Raw genomic sequence first — 23,312 nt, 5'->3', positions numbered from 1 at the left:
GGTCGAGCGCCTGGTGGCATCACCTGCCGCCCGGGCCGCGGCGGGCGCGGCCGGCCGAGCCGCCATGTCGTAGGGAGCCGGGATTGTCCGATCAGGCGCCAGCCGAGTACCGGATCGAGGATCTGGCACACCACAGCGGGGCAACGGTCCGCACTATCCGCGCCTACCAGGACCGCGGGCTGTTGCCCAAGCCGGAGCGGCGCGGCCGGTCCAACGTCTACCGCGACACCCATCTGGCGCGGCTGCGTCAGATCGCGGACCTGCTGGATCGTGGCTACACCCTGGCCTCTATCAAGGAGCTACTGGAGGCCTGGGACGCGGGGCGCGGGCTGGGCGGTGTGCTGGGTCTGGTCGCGGAGGTGCACGGGCCGTGGACCGACGAGGAGGCCGCGCGCATCAGTCGGGCCGAACTCAACGAACGGTTCGGGGGCCGGCCGGACGACGACGCCGTGGGGGAGGCGTGCGAGCTGGGGGTGCTGGAGCGCATCCCGGGGCGGCCCGACGAGTTCCTCGTGCCCTCCCCGCAGGAATTGGCGGTCGCCGCCGAGCTGTACGCGGCGGGGGTGCCGCTGGCGGCGATCACCGGACACCTGCGGGAGCTGCGCGGTCAGGTGGAACACATCGCCTCGCGGTTCCTGGAGTTCACCACGGAGCACGTCTTCGGCCGCTACCTCGGGCACGTCCCGCCCACGGACGCGGACGCCGCCGCGGCGGCGACGATGGTACGGAGACTGCGTCCGCTGGCCCAGCAGACGGTGGACGCCGAGCTCGCGCGGGCGATGCGGCTCTTCGCGACCCGGCACCTTCAGCAGCACCTGGGCGCCACCGGGACGGCACCGTCATCGGAGCCGTCCCCGGTGCCGCTGCCCTCCGAGACGGTGCGGGCGGTGCGGGACTTGGTGGGTCCCGCACACGTGGCGGAGTTCATCCGGGCCGCCACGGAGCGGGAACTCCAGGCCCGGACGATGAACGAGCTGGCCGGTCGGGGTGGACGGCCGGTAGTACTCGATCAGTAGTCCACAGGGCGAATCACACTCTTGCCGCCAAAACCCGCCGAACCGGCTGTGGACAACGGGGCCCTACCTGTGGGCAACGGGGACGAGGGCTCATATGGAGACCGAATCAGCTGCGTTCGGGCGGGGGATATCAGCCACGGGCATGGCCGGTTCAGGGTTCCGCGAAGGGCCGGGGGCGGCTGCCGCCAGGCCGTGGGCGGGGTCCGGGAGGTTCGAGGGGGCGGCCTGACGCGCCGCTTCGCCGTCTCCGCGCCGGCTTTCGCGCCCGGCTCCGTAGAGCAGTCCGGCGAGCCCGAGACCGAGGGCCCCGCCGAGCAGTTGGGCTGCGACGAACCCGGGCAGTGACTGCGGCGCTATCCCGGTGAACGAGTCGCTGAAGGCCCGTCCGACGGTGCCCGCCGGGTTGGCGAAGGAGCCCGAGGACGTGAACCAGATCGCCGCGGCGATGTAGACGGCCACGGCGGCCGGGATCAGCCGCGGGCGACCGACTCGCCCGAGCCCCTGGATGACCAGGACCAGCCCCGCGGTGGCGACGATCTCGCCGATCAGCAGGTGACCACCCCCACGGACCTGGGTGGCGAAGGTCCCCGGGACCCTGCCGAACATGGCTTCGGCGAGGACGGCTCCGCCGATGGCTCCGGACGTCTGCGCCACGGCGTAGACGAGGACGTCCCGGCCACCCACCCCGTCACCACCGGACCGCCGCGCCCACCACGAGGTGAGGGTGACCACCGGGTTGAGGTGGGCACCGGACAGCGGACCGAAGAGGGTGATGATCAGCCCGAGGCCGATGGCGGTGGTGATCGAGTTGGCGATGAGAGCGACACCGGTGTCGCGGCTGAGGGCCGTGGCCTGTATCCCGGAGCCGATCACCACCACGAGCAGTGCGGCCGTGCCGATGAGTTCGGCTGCGGCGCGGCGCGGCAGTGAAGCATCGATCGTCATGGATTCTCCCCCTGGGAAGCGGTTAATCGGAAAATCTATTCCGTATCTTGGAAACGCGATAGGGGGCGTCGGAGTTCAACGGACCGGCGGAAAATCGCTGCTCGCACCGCCCTCCAGGCGGCACCCTGGGACGATGGACGACAGACGCACCGTGAAGGTGTCCAAATACGTCTCGAAACATCTGCGGCACCAGCCGGAACGGATCGGACTGGTGCTCGACCCGCAGGGTTGGGTGGAGATCGACGAACTGCTCGAAGCCGCCGCGGCCCATGGATTCCCCGTCAGCCGGGCAGAGCTCGACCACGTCGTCGCCACGAACGACAAACAGCGCTTCGCCGTCGAGGGAACCAGGATCAGGGCCAACCAGGGCCACACCGTCACGGTGGACCTCGACCTGCCGGAGGCCGAGCCGCCCGCCTACCTCTACCACGGCACCGTGGCACACGCCGTGGACGCCATCCGCTCCGAAGGCCTGCGGCCGATGGCCCGCCACCACGTCCACCTCTCGGCCGACCGGGAGACGGCGACCCGGGTGGGCGCCCGGCGCGGACGGCCGGTCGTGCTCTCCGTGGACGCTGCCGCGATGCGCGCGGCCGGGCACGTCTTCCGGCTCAGCGCCAACGGTGTCTGGCTGGTCGACGCGGTGCCACCGCGGTTCCTGCGCTTCAGGTAGCCGCGGAATTCACGCGGAGATTGTCAGATCATCCCCCTACCCTGTTCCTCACTTCCGGGATCGGTGAGGGGGGCACCTCGCGATCGCCGAACCACTCACGCGAGCACACGAGGTGACGCTGCATGACGTCCACGACCCCGCCACCGTCGACGGTCCCGCCGGAGCCGGCCGCCAACAGCTTCCAGGTCGACCTCCGCGGGCTGGTGGATCTCCTCTCCCACCACCTCTACTCCAGCCCGCGCGTCTACGTGCGCGAGCTCATGCAGAACGCCGTGGACGCCGTCACCGCGCGGCAGGCCATCGAACCGGACGCGGACGTCCGCATCGGGTTGTGGGCCGCGGACGGGACGGTGGGCATCTCGGACAGCGGCATCGGATTGACCGCGGCCGAGGCGCACTCCCTGCTCGCCACCATCGGCAGGAGCTCCAAGCGCGGTGGCGAACACGGCCTGGAAACGGCGCGCAAGGACTTCCTCGGACAGTTCGGGATCGGTCTGCTCGCCTGCTTCGTCGTGGCCACCGAGATCCGTGTCGTCACCCGCTCCGCACGCGACCTGACCGCGCGACCCGTCGAATGGCTGGCCACGGACGACGGTTCCTACACCGTCCGCGAGCTGGACCATGACGCCATGCACGAACCCGGCACCACCGTCGTGCTCCGCGCCCGCCACGGAGCCGAGGAATGGATGACGCCGGCCAAGGTCGAACAGCTCGCACGCGACTACGGCTCGCTGCTGCCCTACGACATCACCTTCCGGGCCGGACGCGACGACGAGCCGCGCTCCGTCACCGACCGGCCCGCCGTGTGGGACCGCCCCTACGCGACCCCGGCGGCACGCCGGGTCGCGCTGGCGGGCCACTGCGCCCGGCTCTTCGGGTTCACCCCGCTGGACAGCATCGACCTCGACCTGCCGGTCGCCGGCGTGCGCGGCGTCGCGTACGTCCTTCCCGAGCCGACCAGTCCCGCGCACAGGTCCGGCCACCGCGTCCACCTCAAGGGCATGCTGCTCACCGACCAGGCGAGCAACCTGCTGCCAGACTGGGCGTTCTTCGTCCGGGTCGTCCTGGACACCGACACGCTGCGCCCCACCGCCTCCCGCGAGAACCTGTACGACGACGAGACCCTGGCCGCCGTGCGGGAAGCGCTGGGCTCCCGCGTCCGGGCCTGGCTCGCCGAGCTGGCGGCCGGCGAACCCGAGAGGCTGGCCGCGTTCCTGGGCGTCCACCACCTCGGCGTGAAATCACTGGCCCGGCACGACGCCGAATTGCTCGGCCTGATGCTCCCCTGGCTGCCGTTCGAGACCAGCGACGGCTCGATGAGCCTGGAGGAGTTCGCGGCCGCGCACAGCGAGATCCACTTCACCCGCACCGTCGAGGAGTTCCGCCAGATCGCCCCCATCGCGGCGGCCCACGGACTCGGCGTCATCAACGCCGGCTACACCTACGACGCGGACCTCTTGGCCCTCCTGCCCGCCGTACGACCCGAACTGAAGGTCACGGAGCTGGACGCCGGAGCCGTCACCGAGCGGCTCGATCCCGTCCCGACCGCCGTCGAACTCTCCCTCGCCTCCTTCCTCTCCATCGCGCGCACCCGACTCGAACCACAGGGCTGCGACGTGGTACTGCGCGCCTTCCAGCCCGTCGCCGTCCCCGCGCTCTACCTGGACGACCGGCAGGCACGTCAGGAGCGCGACCGGACCGCGGCCCTGGACAGCGCCGATTCCCTCTGGACCGGCATCCTCGGCGCCCTGCGCGGTTCCGCACCACGCGCCCGCCTCGTCCTGAACCACAACAACCCGCTGATCCGCCGGATCGCCGGTCTCCCCGACGAGACGCTCACCGGCACCGCCGTCGAGTCGCTGTACGGGCAGGCACTCCTGATGTCCCAGCGGCCGCTGCGCCCCGCCGACTCGGCGCTGCTCAACCGGGCGTTCCTCGGGCTCCTGGAATGGGCGACCCACTCCCACGACGCCCAGGAGGGCCAGAAGTGACGACGCCGACACGCGAGGAGATCGAGCGGGGCCTGGCGGAGAACCGTCGCGCACCCGGGGGTGCCGGCCGCAACGCGCACGCCGAGGCACTGGCGGGCGCCGCCGAGGCGAGCGGGGACACGGCCCTGTTCCGAGCGGCGTTGGACAACCTCATCAACGCCTACCTCTACAGCGCCGAGTCCCCGAAGCTGCTGGTGCCCTTCGCCCGGTTGCTCCAGGAGTACGACAAGGACCCCGGATCCTTCTCCGAGAGCGCCACTCATTCGCTGTTCTGGCAGTTCAAGTGGGTGGCCACCGCCATCGGCAACTCGCCCGACATCCCTTTGGAGTCCGCGGCCGGTTGGCTGGACGACATGGAGCGCCGCTACCGGATCGCGGGCTACAGCGAGCGTCCCGTACGCGAGGCGCAGATGTGGCTCGCCGACGTGACCGGTGACGACGAGCGGGCCGAACGCGCCTTCCGTGCCTGGCGCGGCGCCGAACGCGACCGGATGAGCGACTGCCAGGCCTGCGAGGACAACAGCCAAGGCCAGTACGCCGCTCTGCGCGGTGATGACGCCCAGGCCCTGGACGTCTGGAAGTACGTGCTGGCAGGGGAGCGCGTCTGCGCCGAGGAACCCCACCGGGTCCTCGCCGTTTCGCTGCTTCCGCTGCTGCGCCTCGGGCGGTTCGATGAGGCTCGCTCCCACCACCTGCGCGGTTACCGTCTGGTCCGGGGCAACGAGAGCCTGCTGCCCTCGGTGGGCAGGCACATCGAGTTCTGCGCGTTGACGGGCAACGAGTCGCGCGGGCTGGAGATCCTCGCCGAACACGCCACCCACATGGGGCCGCCGGCGAACGACCGCGACCAACTGGTGTTCCACGGCGGTGTGCTCGTACTGCTGCGTCGACTGAGGGAACTGGGCCACGGTCAGAGCCCGGCCGTCCCTTACGACGGCGTACCGCACACCGTCTCGGAGCTGTACGACAGCCTCCTCGCCGGCTCGCTCGACAGCGCCCGGCGCTTCGACGCACGCAATGGCACGACCCGGATCTCCGACCGGTTCCTCACCCGGATCGGGCGGGAGCCGCTGGTCGGTCTGCTTCCGCTCGGTGTGCGCAGCCCTGCCCTGCCTTCCACGACATCGACCGGCTCCGCACCCGCCCCCGCGGCGGCCCCGGTGGAGACCGGCTCGGGCGACCTCACCCGACTCGTCGACCGCGCCCGGGCGGCGCGCGATCAGGGGCACCCGGCTGCCGACGCGCTCTGGACGCGGGTGGCGGCCCTGGTGGACGCCCACCCGGCGGACGCGGTGGACCCGCTGATCTCGGCCGATGTGGCGGATCACCGGGCACTGGCGGCCGCGCGCTGCGGCGCCGACGACGCAGCGGAACTCCTGACCGCCGTTCGCGACCGGTACCGGGCGCTCGGGGAGGCTGAGCGGGCCGCGCTCGCCCAGTTGCGGCTGGCGACCGTCGCAGCGCAGTCGGGGGCCGATCCGGCCGAGATCAAGGAGTCGCTGGGACTGGCCATGCGGGCCGCCGAGGCACTCGATCCGACGGACCCCCTGCGCACCCGCCGGATCGCCCTCGTGGAACTGGCTTCGATCCGTGTGGACTCGTACCTGCGCTCGGTCCAAGAGCCGGCTCGGACCGCCGGACACGACCACGCGCCCGGTGCGGAGCACGGGCACGGCGAGCTGTCGGCCGAACTCACCTCCTTCGTCGCCGCATACGCGCAGACGCTTCCCGATCTGGTGGCCGAGGCGGAGGAACTGCTGGGCCGGGTGGCTCTGGCCCAGGGGGAACCGGAGCGCGCCCTGCCCCTGCTGGTCTCCGCCGCGAGGCGGGGGATCGACGCGGGCCGTCCCTGGATCGCGGTGGATCCGCTGGTCCTGCGGGCCGGTGTGCTGTCGTCACTCGACCGCCTGGAAGAGGCCGAGGAAGCGGCGCGTTCCGCCTGGGAGCACGCCGCGGAAGTGACCGACGCCGAGACCCAGGGCGTCGTACGGCTCACGCTCGTCGACATCCTCTTGCGCCGCGCGAACACGCCGGAAGGTGCGGGAGAGAGCGGGGTGGAGGAGGCCGCGGAACACGCGCTCACGGCGGCCCATTGGTTCGACCAGGCCGGACTGAGCTCCGACGGTGGCGCCCAGGCCCGGCTGCTGCTGGCCCGCTCGTACGCCCGTACCGGCCGAACCGCAGATGCCGCGGAAGTGCTGCAGTCGGCCCTGCCGGATCTGCTGGAGCACGGCGAGGGACAGGCCGTCGCCGCTCACGAGTTCCTGGGTGATCTCCTACGCGAGCTGCGGGAATGGCGGCCCTCGGCGGAGCAGTACCTGCGGGCGGCGGAGATCGCCAAGGGCTGGGAGGACCTTCGTCCCCAAGCGGGCTTCGCCCAGTCGGCCGCCGATCAGCTATCCGCAGCCGACCTGGTGCCCGAGGCGGTCGCCGCCTACGAGCGGGCCCTCCAGCTACACCGGCAGGCAGGCGGCGCGCCGGTCGCCGAGGTACGCATCCTGCGCTCGCTGGCCTGGCTGGGGTTGCGTTCGGCCGTGACCGAGGCGGCCGTGACAGCGGCCCGCACCGGGATGGAGGAGGCGGCGAACGTACTGGCCTGCGCCCTCGCCGTCGATCCTCAGGCCCGGGAGCTGCGGGCCGAGCTCGCCCAGACCTGGCATCAGCTGGCGCAGGTGTTGGACCGCTGGGTCACTTCGCGGGAGGAAGCCGCCGACGAAGCCGGTGACGAACCCGGTGAAGCGGGCCTATCCGGCGACGCCGTCGCCGCTCCGGCTCCCGGATCACTGGACGCCCCCGAGGCCGAGGCCCTACGGCTGGAAGAGATCCTCTTGTGGGAGCGGGCGGCCGGTCTCTACGCCGAGCTGGGCGCCGACCACATCCAGGACCGGCTCCAGTGCCTGAACAACGCCGCGTGGACCGAGCACGAGCTGGGCCGCCCCCAGGCGGGCGCCGCCCGGATCTCGGCCCTGATCGATGAGATCCGGGCCCTGCCGGAAGGCGACGTCCCGGAGTGGGTGGTGCCGCAGGCCGAACGGATCGTGGCAGGCCTGCTGTCCTGACGCGCGTTCCGCCTCCGTCTGCCCCGCCGCCCATTGGCGCGGGGCAGACGGAGCGCGGGGAGGACGGGGCCCTCCCGGCTCAGGCGTTCAGCTGGGCGAGTGCCTCGGTGGCGATCCGCTCGAAGACGGCCTCGTCGGCCGCGAAGTCGGAGTCCGGAATGGGCGCGTGGATGACCAGCTCGGTGAAACCCAGTTCCTGGTGGCGGCCCGCGAAGTCCACGAACGCGTCGACGGAGTCCAGGACCGCGCTGCCCTCCGGTGTGAAGCCGGTGAGCAGGATCCTCTCCATCGAGGCAGGATCACGCCCCGTGTCGGCGAAGGCCTTGTCCAGCTTCTCCAGCTGCCCCCGCAGGGCCTCTCGCGACTGTTCGGCCGTACCGTCCTTCTCCAGCTTCGGGTCGCCGGTCGTCACCCAGGCCTGACCGTGCCGGGCGGCGAGCTTCATACCCCGCGGGCCGGTCGCCGCGACCGCGAAGGGCAGGCGCGGCCTCTGTACGCAGCCCGGGATGTTGCGGGCCTCCTCGGCGGAATAGAAGTCGCCGTGATGGGTGACGGCCCCTTCGGTGAGCAGCCGGTCCAAGAGCGGCACGAACTCGGCCAGGCGGTCGGCCCGCTCTCGCGGCGTCCACGGCTCTTGGCCCAGCGCCGTCGCGTCGAAGCCGTTCCCGCCGGCGCCGATACCCAGGGTGATACGGCCACCGGAGATGTCATCCAGCGACATGAGGTCCTTGGCGAGGGTCACGGGGTGCCGGAAATTCGGTGAGGTGACGAGTGTGCCCAGGCGCAGCCGGTCGGTGACGGCAGCCGCCGCGGTCAGAGTGGGGACCGCCCCGAACCACGGGCCGTCCCGGAAGGTCCGCCAGGACAGGTGGTCGTAGGTGTAGGCGGTGTGGAAACCGAGCCGCTCGGCCCGAACCCACTGGTCACGTCCTCCTTCGTGCCAAGGCCGTACCGGGAGGATCACAGTGCTCAAACGCAGACTCATACGTTCGAGCGTACGGTGCCCCACGCGCCAACCACGCACCTCGGAGCCCGGCCACCTGCTGATGTTTCACGTGAAACATCAGCCGCGGCGTTGTTTCACGTGAAACAACGCCGTCGGCCCGTGGTGACCGATCTTGGTCCAGGCAGCTGACCCCATGGGTGAAGATGGAGCGGTGACATCGGCTCCCCAGCGCCCGGACGGGCCAACCTCTGCTCCCCGGCTCATCGCCACCGACCTCGACGGCACCCTGCTGCGCGACGACAAGACCGTCTCCCCCCGCACGGTCGCCGCGCTCGCCGCCGCCGAGCAGGCCGGGATCGAGGTCTTCTTCGTCACCGGGCGTCCGGCCCGCTGGATGGGTGTCGTGAGCGATCACGTCCACGGTCATGGTCTGGCGATCTGCGCCAACGGCGCCGCTGTGGTCGACCTCCACGCCGGTGGAGAGTTCGTCCAGGTCCGGCCCCTGCCCCGGGCCACCGCACAGACGGTCGTGGACACACTCCGCGCCGCCGCACCCGGCACGTCGTTCGCCGTCGAACTGACCACCGGAATCAATTACGAGCCGATGTACCCGCCGTTCTTCCAAGACCCCGGCGCCACGATCGCCATCGCGGAGAAGTTGCTGAGCGAGGACCTCGACGACGGCGCGGCTCCGGTGCTGAAGCTGCTCGCCCATCACACCGAACTGGCACCGGACGATTTCCTCGCCCTGGCCCGCTCCGCCGCCGGCGCCTACGCCTCCATCACCCGTTCCAGCCCCACGTCCCTGCTGGAAATCAGCGGACCCGGGGTGTCCAAGGCGAGCACGCTGGCACTGTGCTGCGCCGAGCGCGGAATTTCGCCCGCGGAGGTGGTCGCCTTCGGCGACATGCCGAATGACCTGGAGATGCTCAGCTGGGCAGGAACCTCGTACGCGATGGGCAATGCCCACCCGGATGTGCTCGCGGGCGCCACCGACCATACGGCCGCCAACAACGAGGACGGTGTGGCCGTCGTCATCGAACGCATCCTGAGCACTGGCGCCGCCCGGCACTCTGGGGTCTGACCGGCGACCACTGTCTGACCGACGCGACCGGCGGTCACGAGTGCGACACGGCTCCCGCGGGTCAGAGCGGGGCCTCCCAGACGACGGTGGTTCCGCCGCCGTCCTCAGCGATGCCCGGGCCGTACCAGCTCGCACCGCCCAGCGACTCGGCCCGTCGACGCAGGTTCCGCAGACCGCTGCGCCGACCACCCTCCGCGATGCCCACCCCGTCGTCGGCGACCTCCAGCCGCAGACCCGGTCGTCCGTCGGCCAGCTGAATGGTGGAGTCCACCAGGACCTCGATCCGGGACGCCTCCGCGTGACGGAAGGCATTGGACAGGGCCTCACGCAGGGCAGCGATCAGGTTCTTGCCGACCAGTTCGCCGACAGCCGCGTCGATCGGGCCGACAAACCGGTGCGCGGGCCTGAAGCCCAGCGGTACCGCGGCCATGTTGATCTCACGCAGCACCCGGGTACGCAGTCCCGAGGGCGCCTCCGCCGGCCCCTGCTGCAGCGCGAAGATCGCCGTGCGGATTTCCTGGATCGTCACGTCCAGCTCGTCCACCGCCTTGCCGACGCCGTCGCGGACCTCGGGGACGATGGACCGGCGCTGGGCGCCCTCCAGCATCATCCCCGTCGCGAACAACCTCTGGATCACGAGATCGTGCAGGTCACGGGCAATCCGATCACGGTCCTCGAAGACCGCGAGCCGTTCCCTGTCCCGCTGGGTCTCGGCCATCATCAGTGCGAGCGCGGCCTGCGAGGCGAACTGCGTGGCCAGCGTGCGTTCGGCCTCACTGAACGGCCGGCCGCCCCGCGTCCTCGGAGTCACCAAGGCACCCAGCACCCGGCCGCCGCTTTGCAGGGGAAGCATCATGCAGGGCCCGTACGGGCTGGTGAGCCGGCTGATCGTGCGGAAATCCGCGGCGGCGTCCTCGACGAAAACCGGTTCGCCCCGCAGCAGCTCGTGTACGACGGGGCTCTCGGGTGGGATCACCACGCCGAGCGAGGTGGCCGGATTGTCGGAGGAGACCGCGACGATCTCCATCCCACCCTCCTTCGCCGGCAGCAGCACGATCCCGGCGGCGGAGTCGGCCAGTCGACGAGCCTGCTCGGCCACCACGGCGAGTGCGTCGTCGGCGTCCCCTCCGGACAGCAGGGCCGTGGTGACGGCCACCGAACCGTCGATCCACCGCTCGCGCTGGGTGGCGGCCTCGTAGAGACGGGCGTTGCCGATGGCGATCCCCGCTTCCGTGGCCAGGACGCGGACCATGTGGACGTCGTAGTCGTTGAACTCGCCGCCACCGTTCTTTTCGGCCAGGTACAGGTTGCCGAAGATCTCCCCCTGCACACGGATGGGGACGCCGAGGAACGACTTCATGGGGGGGTGGTGAGCCGGGAACCCCGCGGAACGCGGATCCTTCGTCAGGTCCGGCAGTCGCACCGTGTCGGCGTGCGAGATCAGCGCCCCGAGGAGTCCGCGCTTCCCATCGGGGCGGTGTCCGATCTTGCGGGCCAGCGCCTCGCTCAGGCCGAAGGTGACGAAGTCGGACAGGCCCCGACGGTCGGTGTCGACGACACCGATCGCCGCGTAGCGGGCGTTGGCGAGCTCAGCGGCCGTCTCGCAGATGCGGTCGAGCGTGGAGTGGAGTTCCAGGCCGGTGCCCACCGACCGCATCGCCTCCAGCAGTTGCGGCACCCGGGCGGTGAGTTCGGTGGACAACCCCTGGAGACTGCGGGTCGCGTGAGCGGCGGCCTCCAGCGGGTCCGGTGATGCCCGTGACGGCTCCGGCGATTCCTGAGACTGCTCCGCTGACATGCCCTTGAGCCTAGTTAGTACCCATTAGCTGGGAAAGTCGGCCGGCGTCCCATCCGTCTCCCGTTCGCGCTCCAGGAGCCGTCGCAGCGGCCCCTCGACCGTGGCCAGCTCCTCGTACGCACCACGCTGCACGACCCGCCCGCCGTCCAGCACGAGCACCTCGTCCACCGCGGCCAAGGCCGCCAGCCTGTGCGTGATCAGGACCGTGGTGCGGCCCTCGGTGGCGGCCAGCAGATCGGCTGTCAGCGCGTCCGCGGTCGGCAGGTCCAAGTGCTCGGCCGGCTCGTCCAGCACGAGTACCGGGAAGTCCGCCAGCAGCGCCCGGGCCAATGCCAGCCGTTGGCGCTGCCCTCCGGACATCCGCTCCCCGTGCTCTCCGACCAGGGTCTCCAGTCCGTCGGGGAGACTGTCCACCCACTCCAGCAGCCTCGCCGCCGCGAGCGCGTCCCGCAGCCGGGTATCGCTCGCATCGGTTCGGGCCAGTCGCAGGTTCTCCCGCACCGAGCTGTCGAAGAGGTGCGCGTCCTGGGCACACAGCCCGACGAGGCGGCGGACGGCGTCGCTGTCGAGCGTGCGGGCCTCGGCGGCGCCCAGGGTGTAGGAGCCTTCGCACGGGTCCAGGAACCGCAGCAGGACCTGCGCCAAGGTCGTCTTGCCCGAACCGGACGGGCCCACCACGGCGATCCTGCGACCGGCTTCGAGGGTCAGGTCCAGCCCGTGCAGCGCATCCGCTTTCTGCCCGGGATGGCGGGCCACGATGCCCGTGAGCCTCAGGGGGAACGGCGAGACGGGGCATTCGGCCGCCTGCTCCGGTTCACGGACCGGCATGGGCGCGTCGATGACCTCGTAGATCCGCTCGGCGCTACGGCGTACCCGCTGCCGGTACTGGACTGCCTGCGGGAGTCCGGTGACGGCCTCGAAGGCGGCGAGCGGGGTCAGCACGACCACGGCCATCGCCACTCCCGCCAGTCGGCCGCCGGCCACCGCGTTCGCCCCCAGAACGGCGGCGCACACCACGGTCAGCACACTCACGAGGGTGGACAGGCCGCCGCCCAGCCCGGTCGCGGCCGCGCCCCGCGAGGCGATCCCGGTCAGGGTCCGGTCGCTCAGCTTCGCGGCTTCCTTGCGCCCCTCCAGCGCGCCGGCCACGGTCAGCTCCGCGGTGCCGGTCAGCAGATCGGCCACCCGGGTGGCCAGCTCGCCCCGGGCGGCTGCGAGCCGCCGCTCCGCGCGGCGGGCCACGGCGCCGCTCACCAACGGCACACCCACACCGGCCGCGAGCAGTCCGACGGCGAGCGCGACCCCGGCCTCGGGCAGGAGCCACGCGGTGAAGGCGACCGAACCGGATGCGACCAGGATCGCGGTGCCGACCGGCAAGAGCCAGCGCAGCCAGTAGTCCTGGAGGGCGTCGGCGTCCGCCACCAACCGGGACAGCAGATCCCCTCGGCGCTGCTCGCGCAGTCCGGCCGGGGCGATCCGTTCCAGTCGGCGGTACACGGAGACCCGCAGGTCGGCCAGCATCCGCAACACCGCGTCGTGCGACACGAGCCGCTCCGCGTAGCGGAAGACGGCCCGGCCGATGCCGAAAGTGCGGGTGGCCGTGACGGCCACCATCAGGTACAGCACCGGCGGCTGTTCGGAGGCTCGTGAGATCAGCCAACCGGACACGGCCATCAGCCCGACGCTGCACCCCACTGCCAACGCCCCGAGCAGCAGGCCGAGACGGAACCGTCCTCGCCACGCGGCGGCGATCTCCCGTACACGGGTCAGCGGATGCGCGGCACCCGTGCTCCTTCCTTGGCCCTTGTCGGTCCGTTCGGGGGTGGTGCCGAGAATCCATTCGCCGGGACCGGACGGCGCGGCCCCGGGCCGCACGGTCTCCCGCCCGGTGGCCTCGGCCGGTCCTTGGTGCGGGCTCTCCCCGGTCCCCACCTGCGGATCGACGGAGGGAAGCCCCACCACCCGATCCGCAACCGCGAGCAGTGCCGGCCGGTGCACCACCAGCAGCACGGTCCGACCCACCGCGAGGCGCCGCACCGCGTCCACGACACCCGCTTCCGTCTCACCGTCCAGCGCCGCGGTCGGCTCGTCCAGCAGCAGTACCGGCCTGTCCGCGAGGAACGCCCGGGCCAGGGCCAGTCGCTGGCGCTGCCCGGCGGACAGCCCGGCCCCGCCCTCGCCCAGCGGCGTGTCCAGGCCTCGGGGGAGCCCGGCCACGAATTCCCACGCCCCGGCATCCCTCAGCGCCTGGGTCACCTCGTCGTCGGAGGCGGTGGGCCGGGCCAGCCGTACGTTCTCGGCGATGGTCCCGGCGAACAGGTGCGGTCGCTGCGGCACCCAGGCGATCCGCTCCCGCCACTGCTCCAGCGCGAGTTCGGCCAGGTCCGTGCCCTGCACCCGTACCCGCCCGGAGGTGGGTGTCACGAAGCCCAGCAGGACCTGGAGCAGGGTGGATTTCCCCACACCGCTCGGCCCGGTGAGGGCGACGCACTCTCCCGGTTCGACGGTCAGCGAAACGGGACCCGGCGAGTCCGTCGTCCTTCCGGGGTACCGGACCGCCACCGCGTCGAGCTCGATCCGCAGCCCCCGCGCGGGAACCTCGGCGGTGCCGTCCGAAGCGGGCACCGGCGTCTCCAGGACCTCGAAAATCTCTTCCGCGGCCGACAGTCCCTCCGCCGCCGCGTGGTACTGCGCTCCCACTTGGCGCAGCGGCAGGTAGGCCTCCGGTGCCAGGATCAGGATGAGCAGCCCGGTGTACAGGTCCAGGTCTCCGTGGACGAGTCGCATGCCGATGGTCACCGCCACCAGGGCCACCGACAGCGTGGCGAGCAACTCCAGGGCGAACGAGGACAGGAACGCGATGCGCAGGGTCCGCATCGTGGCCTGTCGGTAGTCGTCGGTGATCTTGCGGATCGATTCGGCCTGGGCCTTGGCCCGGCCGAAGACCTTGAGCGTGGGGAGCCCCACCACCACGTCGAGGAAATGTCCGGAGAGCCGGGACAGCAGCCGCCACTGGCGGTCCATCCTGGACTGCGTCGCCATGCCGATCAGCACCATGAACAGCGGGATCAGCGGCAAAGTGACCACGATGATGGCCGCCGAGACCCAGTCCTCGGTGACGATCCGGGCGAGCACCGCGACGGGCACGACCACCGCGAGCCCCAACTGGGGCAGGTAGCGGGAGAAGTAGTCGTCGAGCGCGTCCACACCGCGAGTGGCCAGGGCCACCAGCGAGCCGGTCCGCTGTCCGCTCAGCCACCCCGGCCCAAGGTCCGCGGCACGGTCCAGCAGCCGGCCCCGTAGCTCCGACTTGACCGCCGCGCCCGCCCGGTGCGCGGCGCGTTCCGTGAGCCAGGCGATCAGTGCGCGCCCCAGCGCCACCGCGGCGAGCAGCAGCAGTGGCGTCCGGAGCGCCCCCGCGTCCAGTCCCTTCTCGAAGGCACCGACGACGATCTCGGCGATGAGCATCGCCTGGCCGACGACCAACCCCGCCCCGGCCAGCCCGAGGGTGACCACCGCGGCCAGGAAGAGGCGGGTGGAACGGGCGTAGCGCAGGAGGCGTGGGTCGATCGGTTTCACGTGAAACATCCCCTCGGGAGGGTCATGCGGGAGGTTCGGAAGGCGCGGGCCGGGTCAGTGTGCGTCGACGATGTGCTGGGTGCCGATCCGCTTGCGGAACACCCAGTACGTCCAGCCCTGGTAGAGCACGACCACCGGGGTCGCCACGGCGGCGCACCAGGTCATGATCTTGAGCGTGTACGGGCTGGACGACGCGTTGGTGACCGTCAGGTTCCAGCCGTCGTTCAGCGAGGAGGGCATGACGTTCGGGAAGAGCGTCAGGAAGAGCATCGCGACGGCTGCCGCGATGGTGACCCCGGAGAGCGCGAACGACCAGCCCTCGCGGCCCGCCAGGTTGAAGCCCAGGGCCGCGACAAGAGCCGCGACCGCGATGGCCATGGCGATCAGGCTCGTGCCGTCACCCCGCGAGGACTGGGTCCAGAGCAGGAAGGCCAGTGCCAGGACGGCGGTGACGACACCCAACCGGGTCGCGAGCCGGCGTGCCCGGTCCCGGATGTCACCGACCGTCTTGAGCGAGGCGAACACCGCGCCGTGGAAGGTGAACAGGGTGAGCGTGACGAGCCCGCCGAGGAGCGAGTACACGTTGAGCAGGTCGAGGAGGGTACCGACGTACTCCTTGTGCTGGTCGATCTTGACGCCCCGGACGATGTTGGCGAACGCCACACCCCACAGGAACGCCGGGATCAACGAGGTCCAGAAGATCGCGTGCTCCCAGTTGGTCTGCCACTTGTCCTCGGGGCGCTTGTGCCGGTATTCGAAGGCGACACCGCGGACGATGAGGCAGACCAGGATGATCAGCAACGGCAGGTAGAAGCCGGAGAAGAGGGTGGCGTACCAGTCCGGGAAGGCCGCGAAGGTCGCGCCGCCCGCGGTGAGCAGCCACACCTCGTTGCCGTCCCAGACGGGCCCGATCGTATTGATCAGGACCCGCTTTTCCTGTCGGTCACGGGCGAGCAGCTTGGTCAGCACGCCGATCCCGAAGTCGAATCCCTCCAGGAAGAAGTAGCCGATCCACAGAACGGCGATGAGTACGAACCAGACGTCGTGGAGTTGCATGGTGTGGTCTCCTCAGCCTCAGTACGAGAAGGCCATCGGCCGGTCGGAATTCTTGTCGTCCCCACCGATCCTGGTGGGCGGGTTGAGGTCGTCCTCGGTGAGCTCGGGAGGCCCGGCCTTCACGTACTTCACGAGCAGCCGCACCTCGATCACCGCGAGCACGGCGTACAGAGCGGTGAATACGAGCATCGACGTGATCACCTCGCCCTGCGTGACACTGGGCGAAACGGCGTCACGAGTGCGCAGGACGCCGTAGACGACCCACGGCTGGCGGCCCATCTCGGTGAAGATCCAGCCCCAGGAGTTGGCGATCAGCGGGAAGCCGAGCGTCCCGATGGCGGTCAGCCAGTACAGACGGGTGAGGCGCGGGTTCAGGGCCGTCCGGAACAGGACCAGGTGCGGCCGCTCTTCGTCGCCGGTGCGCAGGGCCGCCGGCAGCATGAACTTGCGCCGGGTCAGCCACAAGCCCAGGGCGCCGATGCCGAAGGACGCCATGCCGAAGCCGATCATCCATCGAAAGCCCCAGTAGGCGACGGGAATCGCAGGCCTGTAGTCACCGGGGCCGAACTTCTCCTGCTCGGACTTGTTGACGTCGTTGATGCCGGGCACGAAGGAGCCGAAGTCGCTGTCGGCGAGGAAGGACAGCAGACCGGGCAACTCCACGGCGACCTTGTTGTGGCCCTTGTCGACGTCACCGACGGCGAAGACCGAGAAGGGCGCGCTCTTCTCGCCGTCCCAGAGCGCCTCGGCCGCGGCCATCTTCATCGGCTGCTGCTTGAACATGACCTTGGCGAGCGTGTCCCCGCTGATCGCCGTCAGCAGGCCGCCTATGACCACCGCGATCAGGCCGAGTCGCAGCGAGGTCCGCATCACGGGGATGTGCTGCTTGCGCAGCAGGTGGTAGGAGGCGATGCCGACCATGAAGGCGCCACCGGTCAGCGCGGCCGCGGTGAGGGTGTGGAAGACCTGGGCGACGGCCGTGTTCTGGGTGAGGACCTGGAGGAAGTCGGTCAGCTCGGCGCGCCCGGTCTCCTTGTTCATCCGGTATCCGACCGGGTGCTGCATCCAGGAATTCGCGGCGAGGATGAAGTACGCGGAGAGGATGGTGCCGATCGAGACCATCCAGATGCAGGCGAGGTGGATCTTCTTGGGGAGCTTGTCCCAACCGAAGATCCACAGCCCGATGAAGGTGGACTCGAAGAAGAAGGCGATCAACGCCTCGAAGGCCAGCGGAGCCCCGAAGATGTCACCGACGAATCGCGAGTAGTCGGACCAGTTCATGCCGAACTGGAATTCCTGGACGATGCCGGTGACGACACCCATCGCGATGTTGATCAGGAACAGCTTGCCCCAGAACTTGGTGGCCTTGAGGTACTTCTCCTTCTCGGTGCGCACCCAGGCGGTCTGCAAGATCGCGACGAGCGCGGCGAGCGAGATCGTCAGGGGGACGAAGAGGAAGTGGTAGACGGTGGTGATACCGAACTGCCATCGCGCCAGGGTTTCCGGCGCCAGAGCCAGGTCCACGGTCATCTCCTTCGGGTCGCCGTGGGTCGTCAAAGCCTCGCTCCGCCTGCCAGATCCCCCGTGATGTGGGACAAAGCAGGCGAGCTTGTGAACGCGTTCACATTCACAAGCATTATGGCGCACACCTTTTCGATCTTTCGAGCGGGGGGTACCCCTGGCCAAGAGATTCAACAGATTGTTGAATGCGGCTCATGAAGATACGAATCTCCTGGCCCGCCGGCCAGCTCACGGCAACCCTGGAAGACACCCCGACCGGCAAGGCCCTGGCCGCCGCCCTCCCGATCTCCGCCTCCGCGAACACCTGGGGCGAGGAGGTCTACTTCGACACGGGCGTCTCCGTCGCGCTGGAACACGACGCGCGGCAGGTCGTCGAGCCGGGAACGGTCGCGTTCTGGACCGAGGGCGACGCGCTCGCGCTTCCCTACGGCCCGACGCCCATCTCGCGCGCCGGCGAGAGCCGCCTCGCGAGCCCGTGCAATGTGCTCGGCTCGTTCGACGGCGACCCCCGCCTGCTCGCCACCGTCCGCGACGGCGACCCGGTCCGCGTCGAGCTCGCGTAACCGGTCCGCCCACAGCTCGCGTGACCGGCCCGCGGCCGGCTCGCGCAGCCCGTACCGCCTTCCGCGGTGCGGCTACAGCTCCTTGAAGAACGCCTCAGCCGTCTGCAGGAAGATGTCATTCGCCTCGGACTCACCGATCGTGACCCGCAGGCCCTCGCCCGGGAACGGCCGGACCACCACACCGGCCTTCTCGCACGCCGCCGCGAACTCGGCGGTCCGCTCCCCCAGCCGCATCCAGACGAAGTTCGCCTGAGTGTCGGGGACCACGGTCCAGCCCTGCGCGAGAAGCCCGTCGTAAACCCGCTTGCGCTCACAGACCAGCGAGCCCACCCGCCCGAGCAGCTCGTCCTCGGCCCGCAGCGAGGCGACAGCCGCGTCCTGGGCGAGCTGGCTGACGCCGAAGGGCACCGCCGTCTTGCGCAGCGCGGCGGCCACCGGCTCGTGCGCCACCGCGAAGCCGACCCGCAGGCCGGCCAGACCGTACGCCTTGGAGAACGTCCGCAGGACGCATACGTTCGGGCGGCTCCGGTAGAGCTCGATGCCGTCCGGGACGTCCGTGTCGCGCACGAACTCCCGGTACGCCTCGTCCAGGACCACCAGCACGTCCGACGGCACCCGGTCCAGGAACCGCTCCAGCTCGGCACGGCGCACCGCGGTACCGGTCGGGTTGTTGGGGTTGCAGACGAAAATCAGCCGGGTCCGCTCGGTGATCGCCTCCGCCATCGCGTCCAGGTCGTGCACGTCGCCTTCGGTGAGCGGGACCTGTACCGACGTCGCGCCGGAGATCTGCGTGATGATCGGGTACGCCTCGAAGGAGCGCCAGGCGTAGATGACCTCGTCGCCCGGGCCCGCCGTCGACTGGATCAGCGACTGGGCCACGCCCACCGAGCCGGTACCCGTGGCGATGTGCTCGACCGGGACCCCGAAGCGCTCCGCGAGCTCGTTCACCAGGCCCGTGCAGGCCATGTCCGGGTAGCGGTTGAAATGGCCGGCCGCCGCGACCGCGGTCTCCAGGACCCCCGCCAGCGGCGGGTACGGGTTCTCGTTGGAGGACAGCTTGAACGCCACGCGCCCGTCCGCCGCCGCGGGCTTGCCCGGCTTGTACGTGGGGATGCCGTCCAGCTCGGGGCGCAGCTTCGGGCTCTTCTCGCTCACCGCAGGTCCTCCTCGACCGTCCCATCGACGTCGCCGTCGACTCAATACTGCTCACCTTATGAGGATTCCGCCGATCAGAGAATGGCGGGCGCCAGGATCACAGGGGGAGCGCGCGCATATATGCGCGCGCTGGTGGCCCGCGCCGTGGCGCGCGTCCCTCGTGCAGGTGAGTTGAGAACTGTTCCGGACGGCACCGTTTTGGCGGGCCTGTCGCCGCCGACTGGCGTCACACTGCCATTCGGCCAGCAATCGCCTTCTTTTCCAAGGTCATTGGGGGTGGCGAACCATGCAGAATCGTGCCTGTCAACGAGTGCATATGCAGCCGGGCCAACCAACCCATCGAGCCCTACTATCGGCTCGCCATGACAGCAGCAGGGAAGCATCAGGTGAGCCGGACCGAGACCACCCGGCGGGTCGGCGGCCGACAGGGCCGGGCCGGCATCAGGGACGTGGCCGCCGCGGCGGGCGTCTCCATCACGACAGTCTCCGACGCGCTCAATGGCAAGGGACGGCTGCCCGACGCCACCCGCCGCCACGTTCGCGAAGTCGCCGACCGGCTGGGCTACCGACCGTCCGCCGCCGCACGCACCCTCCGTACCGGCAAGTCCGGCCTCATCGGCCTGACCGTGACGACGTACGGGGATGAACCTTTCACCTTCACCGAATTCGCGTACTTCGCGGAGATGGCGCGGGCCGCCACGTCCGCCGCGCTCGCCCGCGGCTACGCCTTGGTCATCCTCCCCGCCACCTCCCGCCACGACGTGTGGTCCAACGTCGCCCTCGACGGCACCGTCGTCATCGACCCGTCCGACCACGACCCCGTCGTCAGCGAGCTCGTCCGCCAGGGCCTTCCGGTGGTTTCCGACGGCCGTCCGGCCGGATCCCTCCCCGTGACCGCCTGGGTCGACAACGACCACGAGGCCGCCGTCCTCAATCTCCTCGACCACCTCGCAGCCGCGGGAGCCCGCAGGATCGGGCTTCTCACCGGCACCACGACCGACACGTACACCCGCCTCTCGACCACCGCCTACCTCAGCTGGTGCGAGCGCGTCGGGCAGGACCCCGTCTACGAGTCCTACCCCGCCCACGACCCGTGTGCGGGCGCCGTAGCCGCGGATCGGCTGCTCGCGCGCCCCGACCGACCCGACGCCGTCTACGGGCTCTTCGACCCGAACGGCACCGACCTGCTCGCCGCCGCCCGGCGCTACGGCCTGCGCGTCCCCGAGGACCTGCTGCTCGTCTGCTGCAGCGAATCGACCGTCTACGCCAACACCGAGCCGCCCATCACCACGCTCTCCCTCAAGCCGCGCCGCATCGGCACGGCCGTGGTCCAGCTCCTGATCGACGCCATCGAGGGGGTCGACACCGACCGACCCGTCGAGCAGGTGGTCCCGACCGAACTCATCATCCGTACCTCCTCTCAGCGGAGGCAGCCCCGTACGACCGTCAGCCCCCCGCGCTCACCCGCACAGGACTGATCACCCGCGCACGATGGGGACTTGATGCCACTCCGGCGGGGCCCTCGGCCCTGCCGGAGATGTCAACAATCACCGAAATCGGGATAAAGGGGCAGGAAGGAACGGCTCCGGCCAGGATTCACCACCCCTGGTGCGTCACAGAGCGCGAGCTGCATTCCTATGATGGGCGCACGACATCACGGACCCTCCGCCACGGAGGTCAGGAGGGTCCGCAGGTGTACGGCAGTGCGACGGTGGTGGAGGGGTCGATGACTCAGGGGGCCGGTCAGGGACCCGCGATGCGGACGGACACGCTGCGGGACTTCCGGGTTCCCGTCACCGAACCCGCCCCGTACACCGAATCCGTCGGCGTGCCCGGCGAGGCGCCCGTCTACGGCGCGTACCCGGCGTACTACGAGGAAGGCACTCCCGTGCCCCCGCGGCCCGCCTACGCACCCGAGGCGGCACCGCCTTCCGCGACCGGACCCGAGGCGACGCCCGCGACCGCGCCCCCGCAGGACGAGGAACCCGACGACGGTTACACGCCCACCCAGCGCGACCTGCCCGTCATCGGCCGCGGAGCGTCCGAGGGTCCGGGTGACACCGTCCAGGTCCACTACGTGCCCCAGGACTCGGCACCCACCGGTCCCGGCCCCCTGTACGTCGTGGGAGACGTACACGGATACCTCGACGAGCTCGTCACGGAACTCCGGGCGCAGGGCCTGATCGACGCCGACTGCCGCTGGTCCGCCGGCAACGCCCGGCTCTGGTTCCTCGGCGACTTCACCGACCGGGGCCCCGACGGCATCGGCGTCATCGACCTGGTCATGCGACTCTCCGCCGAGGCCGCCGCCGCGGGCGGCTATTGCAAGGCCCTGATGGGCAACCACGAGCTCTTGCTCATCGGCGCCAAGCGGTTCGGCGACACCCCGGTGGTGTCCGGAGCCGGAACCGCGACCTTCCAGGCCGCCTGGCTGCTCAACGGTGGTCAGCGCACCGACATGGACCGCCTTCAGGACGTGCACCTCCAGTGGATGTCGCGGCTCGACGCCGCCGCGCTGGAGGACGGACACCTGCTGCTGCACTCGGACACCACCGCGTACCTCGACTACGGCGACTCCATCGAGGACGTCAACGACACCATCCACGAGCTGCTCACCCGCAACGACGCCGACATCACCTGGGACCTGTTCCGCAAGTTCACCAAGCGGTTCGCCTTCCGGGACGAGGAAACGGGCCCGCAGGCGGTACGAGAACTCCTCGGGACGTACGGCGGCGGCCGCGTCGTGCACGGCCACAGCCCCATCCCCTACCTGCTCGGCGAGGTGGGAACCGAGGACGGTGACGACTCCCACGGACCGGAGAGGGTGGACGGCCCGCACGTGTACGCGGACGGTCTGGCCATCGCGATGGACGGCGGCGTCACCATGGCCGGCAAGCTGCTGGTCGTCCAACTCCCTTTGAACGACTGAGCTTTCCCCGAGCGGGGTATTTCCGGAAAGCCCCTGTCACCTCGTGGCATGGGCGCTCTACCATCGCTCTATCCGTAGCAGGCTCTCCTCCGTTTGTGCCGGCGCCCGAATCTACGCGGGCATACCGGCTTGTACGGAGCATCGGGGGATGCACATGACCAGCGCTCCGCACCTGCTCACCGAAGACCGACCGGAGTTCGATCGGCTCCTCGACGAGGCGCTGCGCACGGCGAACGAACGGCCGGAACTCGCCTCCATAGGCGAACGACTGAACGCCGAACAATTGCGCACCATGGCCATGAGCGCCATCGCCTTGCTGACGGCCGCGGCCGCGGCCGAGTACGACCACTACGTCAAAGTCCGCGCGGAACTGCGCGTCGAACAGCTGTCGGCCCCTGGCACGGCGGGCGAAGGGGAAGGGGACGAACAGAGCGGCGGCGTGGGCGTGAGCGCCGTGGTCGCGGTCTTGGCCCCCGTCCTGGCCGGCACCGCCATGCTGATCTTCCTGTTGGTCGGCTACAGCCTCAAGATGCTCGACCCCGAGCCCGCCTTCGCCCGGACGATGCTGACGGCGGGCTGGCTCTTCGGCGGGCTCACCGTGGCCGCACTGCTCTTCGCGGTGATCGGGCTGCTCGTGACCGCCGTCCGCAACAGCTCCACCGAGGTCGCGGCCGAGGAGGCGGTGACCGTACCCGACGAGCTCTCACGTGCCCGAGAAGCGTGGCGGAATGCCCTGCTCGAACGCGGCATCAGGCCGTTCCTCCGGGACGCACTGGCCGATCCGAGCGCCGGCCCCGGGTATCCCACCCCTCGAACACCGCACGCCGGACGCATCCCCAGCCTGGGATACACGAGGCCGGACTTCACCAGCCCCGGCGCCACCTCCCAAAGCCCACTCCCCGATTACACCCCGCCCGACTTCACCAGCCCCGACTTCGGTGGCTCAGAGGCCGACCGGGAGTGATGTTTCACGTGAAACACACGCCTGGAACGGGCC

Annotated in this window: 16 protein-coding genes; 9 read left to right on the top strand and 7 right to left on the bottom strand. The window is 70.4% G+C overall.

Going from position 1 to position 23,312, the window contains the following annotated elements; genetic code table 11:
- Positions 1-83 precede the first annotated feature (83 nt).
- Positions 84-1,016: a MerR family transcriptional regulator gene (locus tag E6R62_RS01260; protein WP_136210432.1), complete on the top strand. Its 933-nt coding sequence runs from the start codon at positions 84-86 to the stop codon at positions 1,014-1,016.
- Positions 1,017-1,106: 90 nt separating this feature from the next.
- On the opposite strand, the gene E6R62_RS01255 is transcribed toward E6R62_RS01260, so the two are convergent.
- The gene (locus E6R62_RS01255; protein WP_136210430.1) at positions 1,107-1,961 is read right to left on the bottom strand and encodes an aquaporin; all 855 of its coding nucleotides are present in this window, start codon (positions 1,959-1,961) and stop codon (positions 1,107-1,109) included.
- A 133-nt stretch (positions 1,962-2,094) separates the two neighbouring features.
- Between E6R62_RS01255 and E6R62_RS01250 the strand changes: the two genes are divergently transcribed.
- The 3 genes from E6R62_RS01250 to E6R62_RS01240 all read left to right on the top strand — a co-directional run bounded on the left by E6R62_RS01250 (position 2,095) and on the right by E6R62_RS01240 (position 7,684).
- Positions 2,095-2,634 carry an RNA 2'-phosphotransferase gene (locus tag E6R62_RS01250; protein WP_136210429.1) on the top strand — a complete coding sequence of 180 codons (540 nt, stop codon included), beginning with the start codon at positions 2,095-2,097 and terminating at the stop codon, positions 2,632-2,634.
- Positions 2,635-2,756: 122 nt separating this feature from the next.
- Positions 2,757-4,625, top strand: coding sequence for an HSP90 family protein (locus tag E6R62_RS01245; RefSeq protein ID WP_136210427.1), 1,869 nt, complete (start codon positions 2,757-2,759; stop codon positions 4,623-4,625).
- Entirely contained in the window at positions 4,622-7,684 is a 3,063-nt protein-coding gene (locus E6R62_RS01240) for a tetratricopeptide repeat protein (RefSeq protein ID WP_136210425.1), read from the top strand. Before E6R62_RS01245 ends, E6R62_RS01240 begins: the two co-directional genes overlap by 4 nt.
- A 79-nt stretch (positions 7,685-7,763) precedes the next feature.
- On the opposite strand, the gene E6R62_RS01235 is transcribed toward E6R62_RS01240, so the two are convergent.
- Complete coding sequence (locus E6R62_RS01235; RefSeq protein WP_136210422.1) at positions 7,764-8,669, bottom strand: LLM class flavin-dependent oxidoreductase; 906 nt, start codon at positions 8,667-8,669, stop codon at positions 7,764-7,766.
- A 154-nt stretch (positions 8,670-8,823) separates the two neighbouring features.
- Between E6R62_RS01235 and E6R62_RS01230 the strand changes: the two genes are divergently transcribed.
- Entirely contained in the window at positions 8,824-9,714 is an 891-nt protein-coding gene (locus E6R62_RS01230; protein ID WP_136210420.1) for a Cof-type HAD-IIB family hydrolase, read from the top strand.
- Positions 9,715-9,775: 61 nt separating this feature from the next.
- On the opposite strand, the gene E6R62_RS01225 is transcribed toward E6R62_RS01230, so the two are convergent.
- Genes E6R62_RS01225 through E6R62_RS01210 form a run of 4 tightly spaced genes read right to left on the bottom strand, consistent with a single transcriptional unit; the run spans position 9,776 to position 17,671 of the window.
- Positions 9,776-11,512, bottom strand: a complete 1,737-nt coding sequence (locus E6R62_RS01225) for a GAF domain-containing sensor histidine kinase (RefSeq protein ID WP_136210418.1) — start codon at positions 11,510-11,512, stop codon at positions 9,776-9,778.
- Between the two features lie 24 nt (positions 11,513-11,536).
- Positions 11,537-15,091 carry a thiol reductant ABC exporter subunit CydD gene (gene cydD / locus E6R62_RS01220; RefSeq protein WP_136210416.1) on the bottom strand — a complete coding sequence of 1,185 codons (3,555 nt, stop codon included), beginning with the start codon at positions 15,089-15,091 and terminating at the stop codon, positions 11,537-11,539.
- A 54-nt stretch (positions 15,092-15,145) separates the two neighbouring features.
- Positions 15,146-16,147, bottom strand: a complete 1,002-nt coding sequence (cydB, locus tag E6R62_RS01215) for a cytochrome d ubiquinol oxidase subunit II (protein ID WP_136210414.1) — start codon at positions 16,145-16,147, stop codon at positions 15,146-15,148.
- Between the two features lie 18 nt (positions 16,148-16,165).
- A complete protein-coding gene (locus tag E6R62_RS01210; RefSeq protein ID WP_136210412.1) occupies positions 16,166-17,671 on the bottom strand; it encodes a cytochrome ubiquinol oxidase subunit I in 1,506 nt (501 codons plus the stop codon).
- Positions 17,672-17,862: 191 nt separating this feature from the next.
- Here E6R62_RS01210 and E6R62_RS01205 point away from each other — a divergent pair, with 191 nt between their 5' ends.
- Positions 17,863-18,231 (top strand): cyclophilin-like fold protein, encoded by a 369-nt coding sequence (locus E6R62_RS01205; RefSeq protein ID WP_136210410.1) that lies wholly within the window; start codon positions 17,863-17,865, stop codon positions 18,229-18,231.
- Between the two features lie 72 nt (positions 18,232-18,303).
- Here E6R62_RS01205 and hisC read toward each other — a convergent pair whose 3' ends face one another.
- On the bottom strand, positions 18,304-19,386 hold the full coding sequence (gene hisC / locus E6R62_RS01200) for a histidinol-phosphate transaminase (RefSeq protein WP_136210407.1): 1,083 nt from the start codon (positions 19,384-19,386) through the stop codon (positions 18,304-18,306).
- A 362-nt stretch (positions 19,387-19,748) separates the two neighbouring features.
- On the opposite strand from hisC, the gene E6R62_RS01195 reads away from it, so the two are divergent.
- The 3 genes from E6R62_RS01195 to E6R62_RS01185 all read left to right on the top strand — a co-directional run bounded on the left by E6R62_RS01195 (position 19,749) and on the right by E6R62_RS01185 (position 23,279).
- Positions 19,749-20,864: a LacI family DNA-binding transcriptional regulator gene (locus tag E6R62_RS01195; protein ID WP_136210405.1), complete on the top strand. Its 1,116-nt coding sequence runs from the start codon at positions 19,749-19,751 to the stop codon at positions 20,862-20,864.
- Positions 20,865-21,112: 248 nt separating this feature from the next.
- Positions 21,113-22,315, top strand: coding sequence for a metallophosphoesterase (locus E6R62_RS01190; RefSeq protein WP_240801418.1), 1,203 nt, complete (start codon positions 21,113-21,115; stop codon positions 22,313-22,315).
- Between the two features lie 148 nt (positions 22,316-22,463).
- Complete coding sequence (locus tag E6R62_RS01185; RefSeq protein ID WP_136210403.1) at positions 22,464-23,279, top strand: hypothetical protein; 816 nt, start codon at positions 22,464-22,466, stop codon at positions 23,277-23,279.
- The last annotated feature ends 33 nt before the right edge of the window (positions 23,280-23,312 follow it).

The sequence above is a fragment of the Streptomyces sp. A1136 genome (genome assembly GCF_004795055.1).
GTDB lineage: Bacteria > Actinomycetota > Actinomycetes > Streptomycetales > Streptomycetaceae > Streptomyces.
This window is presented reverse-complemented; position numbering and strand designations above follow the sequence as displayed.

Coding starts and splice junctions, on each gene's coding strand:
- E6R62_RS01255 (WP_136210430.1), bottom strand. CDS start 1,961: ATGACGATCGATGCTTCACTGCCGCGCCGCGCCGCAGCCGAACTCATC.
- E6R62_RS01250 (WP_136210429.1), top strand. CDS start 2,095: ATGGACGACAGACGCACCGTGAAGGTGTCCAAATACGTCTCGAAACAT.
- E6R62_RS01245 (WP_136210427.1), top strand. CDS start 2,757: ATGACGTCCACGACCCCGCCACCGTCGACGGTCCCGCCGGAGCCGGCC.
- E6R62_RS01235 (WP_136210422.1), bottom strand. CDS start 8,669: ATGAGTCTGCGTTTGAGCACTGTGATCCTCCCGGTACGGCCTTGGCAC.
- E6R62_RS01230 (WP_136210420.1), top strand. CDS start 8,824: ATGGGTGAAGATGGAGCGGTGACATCGGCTCCCCAGCGCCCGGACGGG.
- E6R62_RS01225 (WP_136210418.1), bottom strand. CDS start 11,512: ATGTCAGCGGAGCAGTCTCAGGAATCGCCGGAGCCGTCACGGGCATCA.
- cydB (WP_136210414.1), bottom strand. CDS start 16,147: ATGCAACTCCACGACGTCTGGTTCGTACTCATCGCCGTTCTGTGGATC.
- E6R62_RS01205 (WP_136210410.1), top strand. CDS start 17,863: ATGAAGATACGAATCTCCTGGCCCGCCGGCCAGCTCACGGCAACCCTG.
- E6R62_RS01195 (WP_136210405.1), top strand. CDS start 19,749: ATGACAGCAGCAGGGAAGCATCAGGTGAGCCGGACCGAGACCACCCGG.
- E6R62_RS01190 (WP_240801418.1), top strand. CDS start 21,113: ATGACTCAGGGGGCCGGTCAGGGACCCGCGATGCGGACGGACACGCTG.
- E6R62_RS01185 (WP_136210403.1), top strand. CDS start 22,464: ATGCACATGACCAGCGCTCCGCACCTGCTCACCGAAGACCGACCGGAG.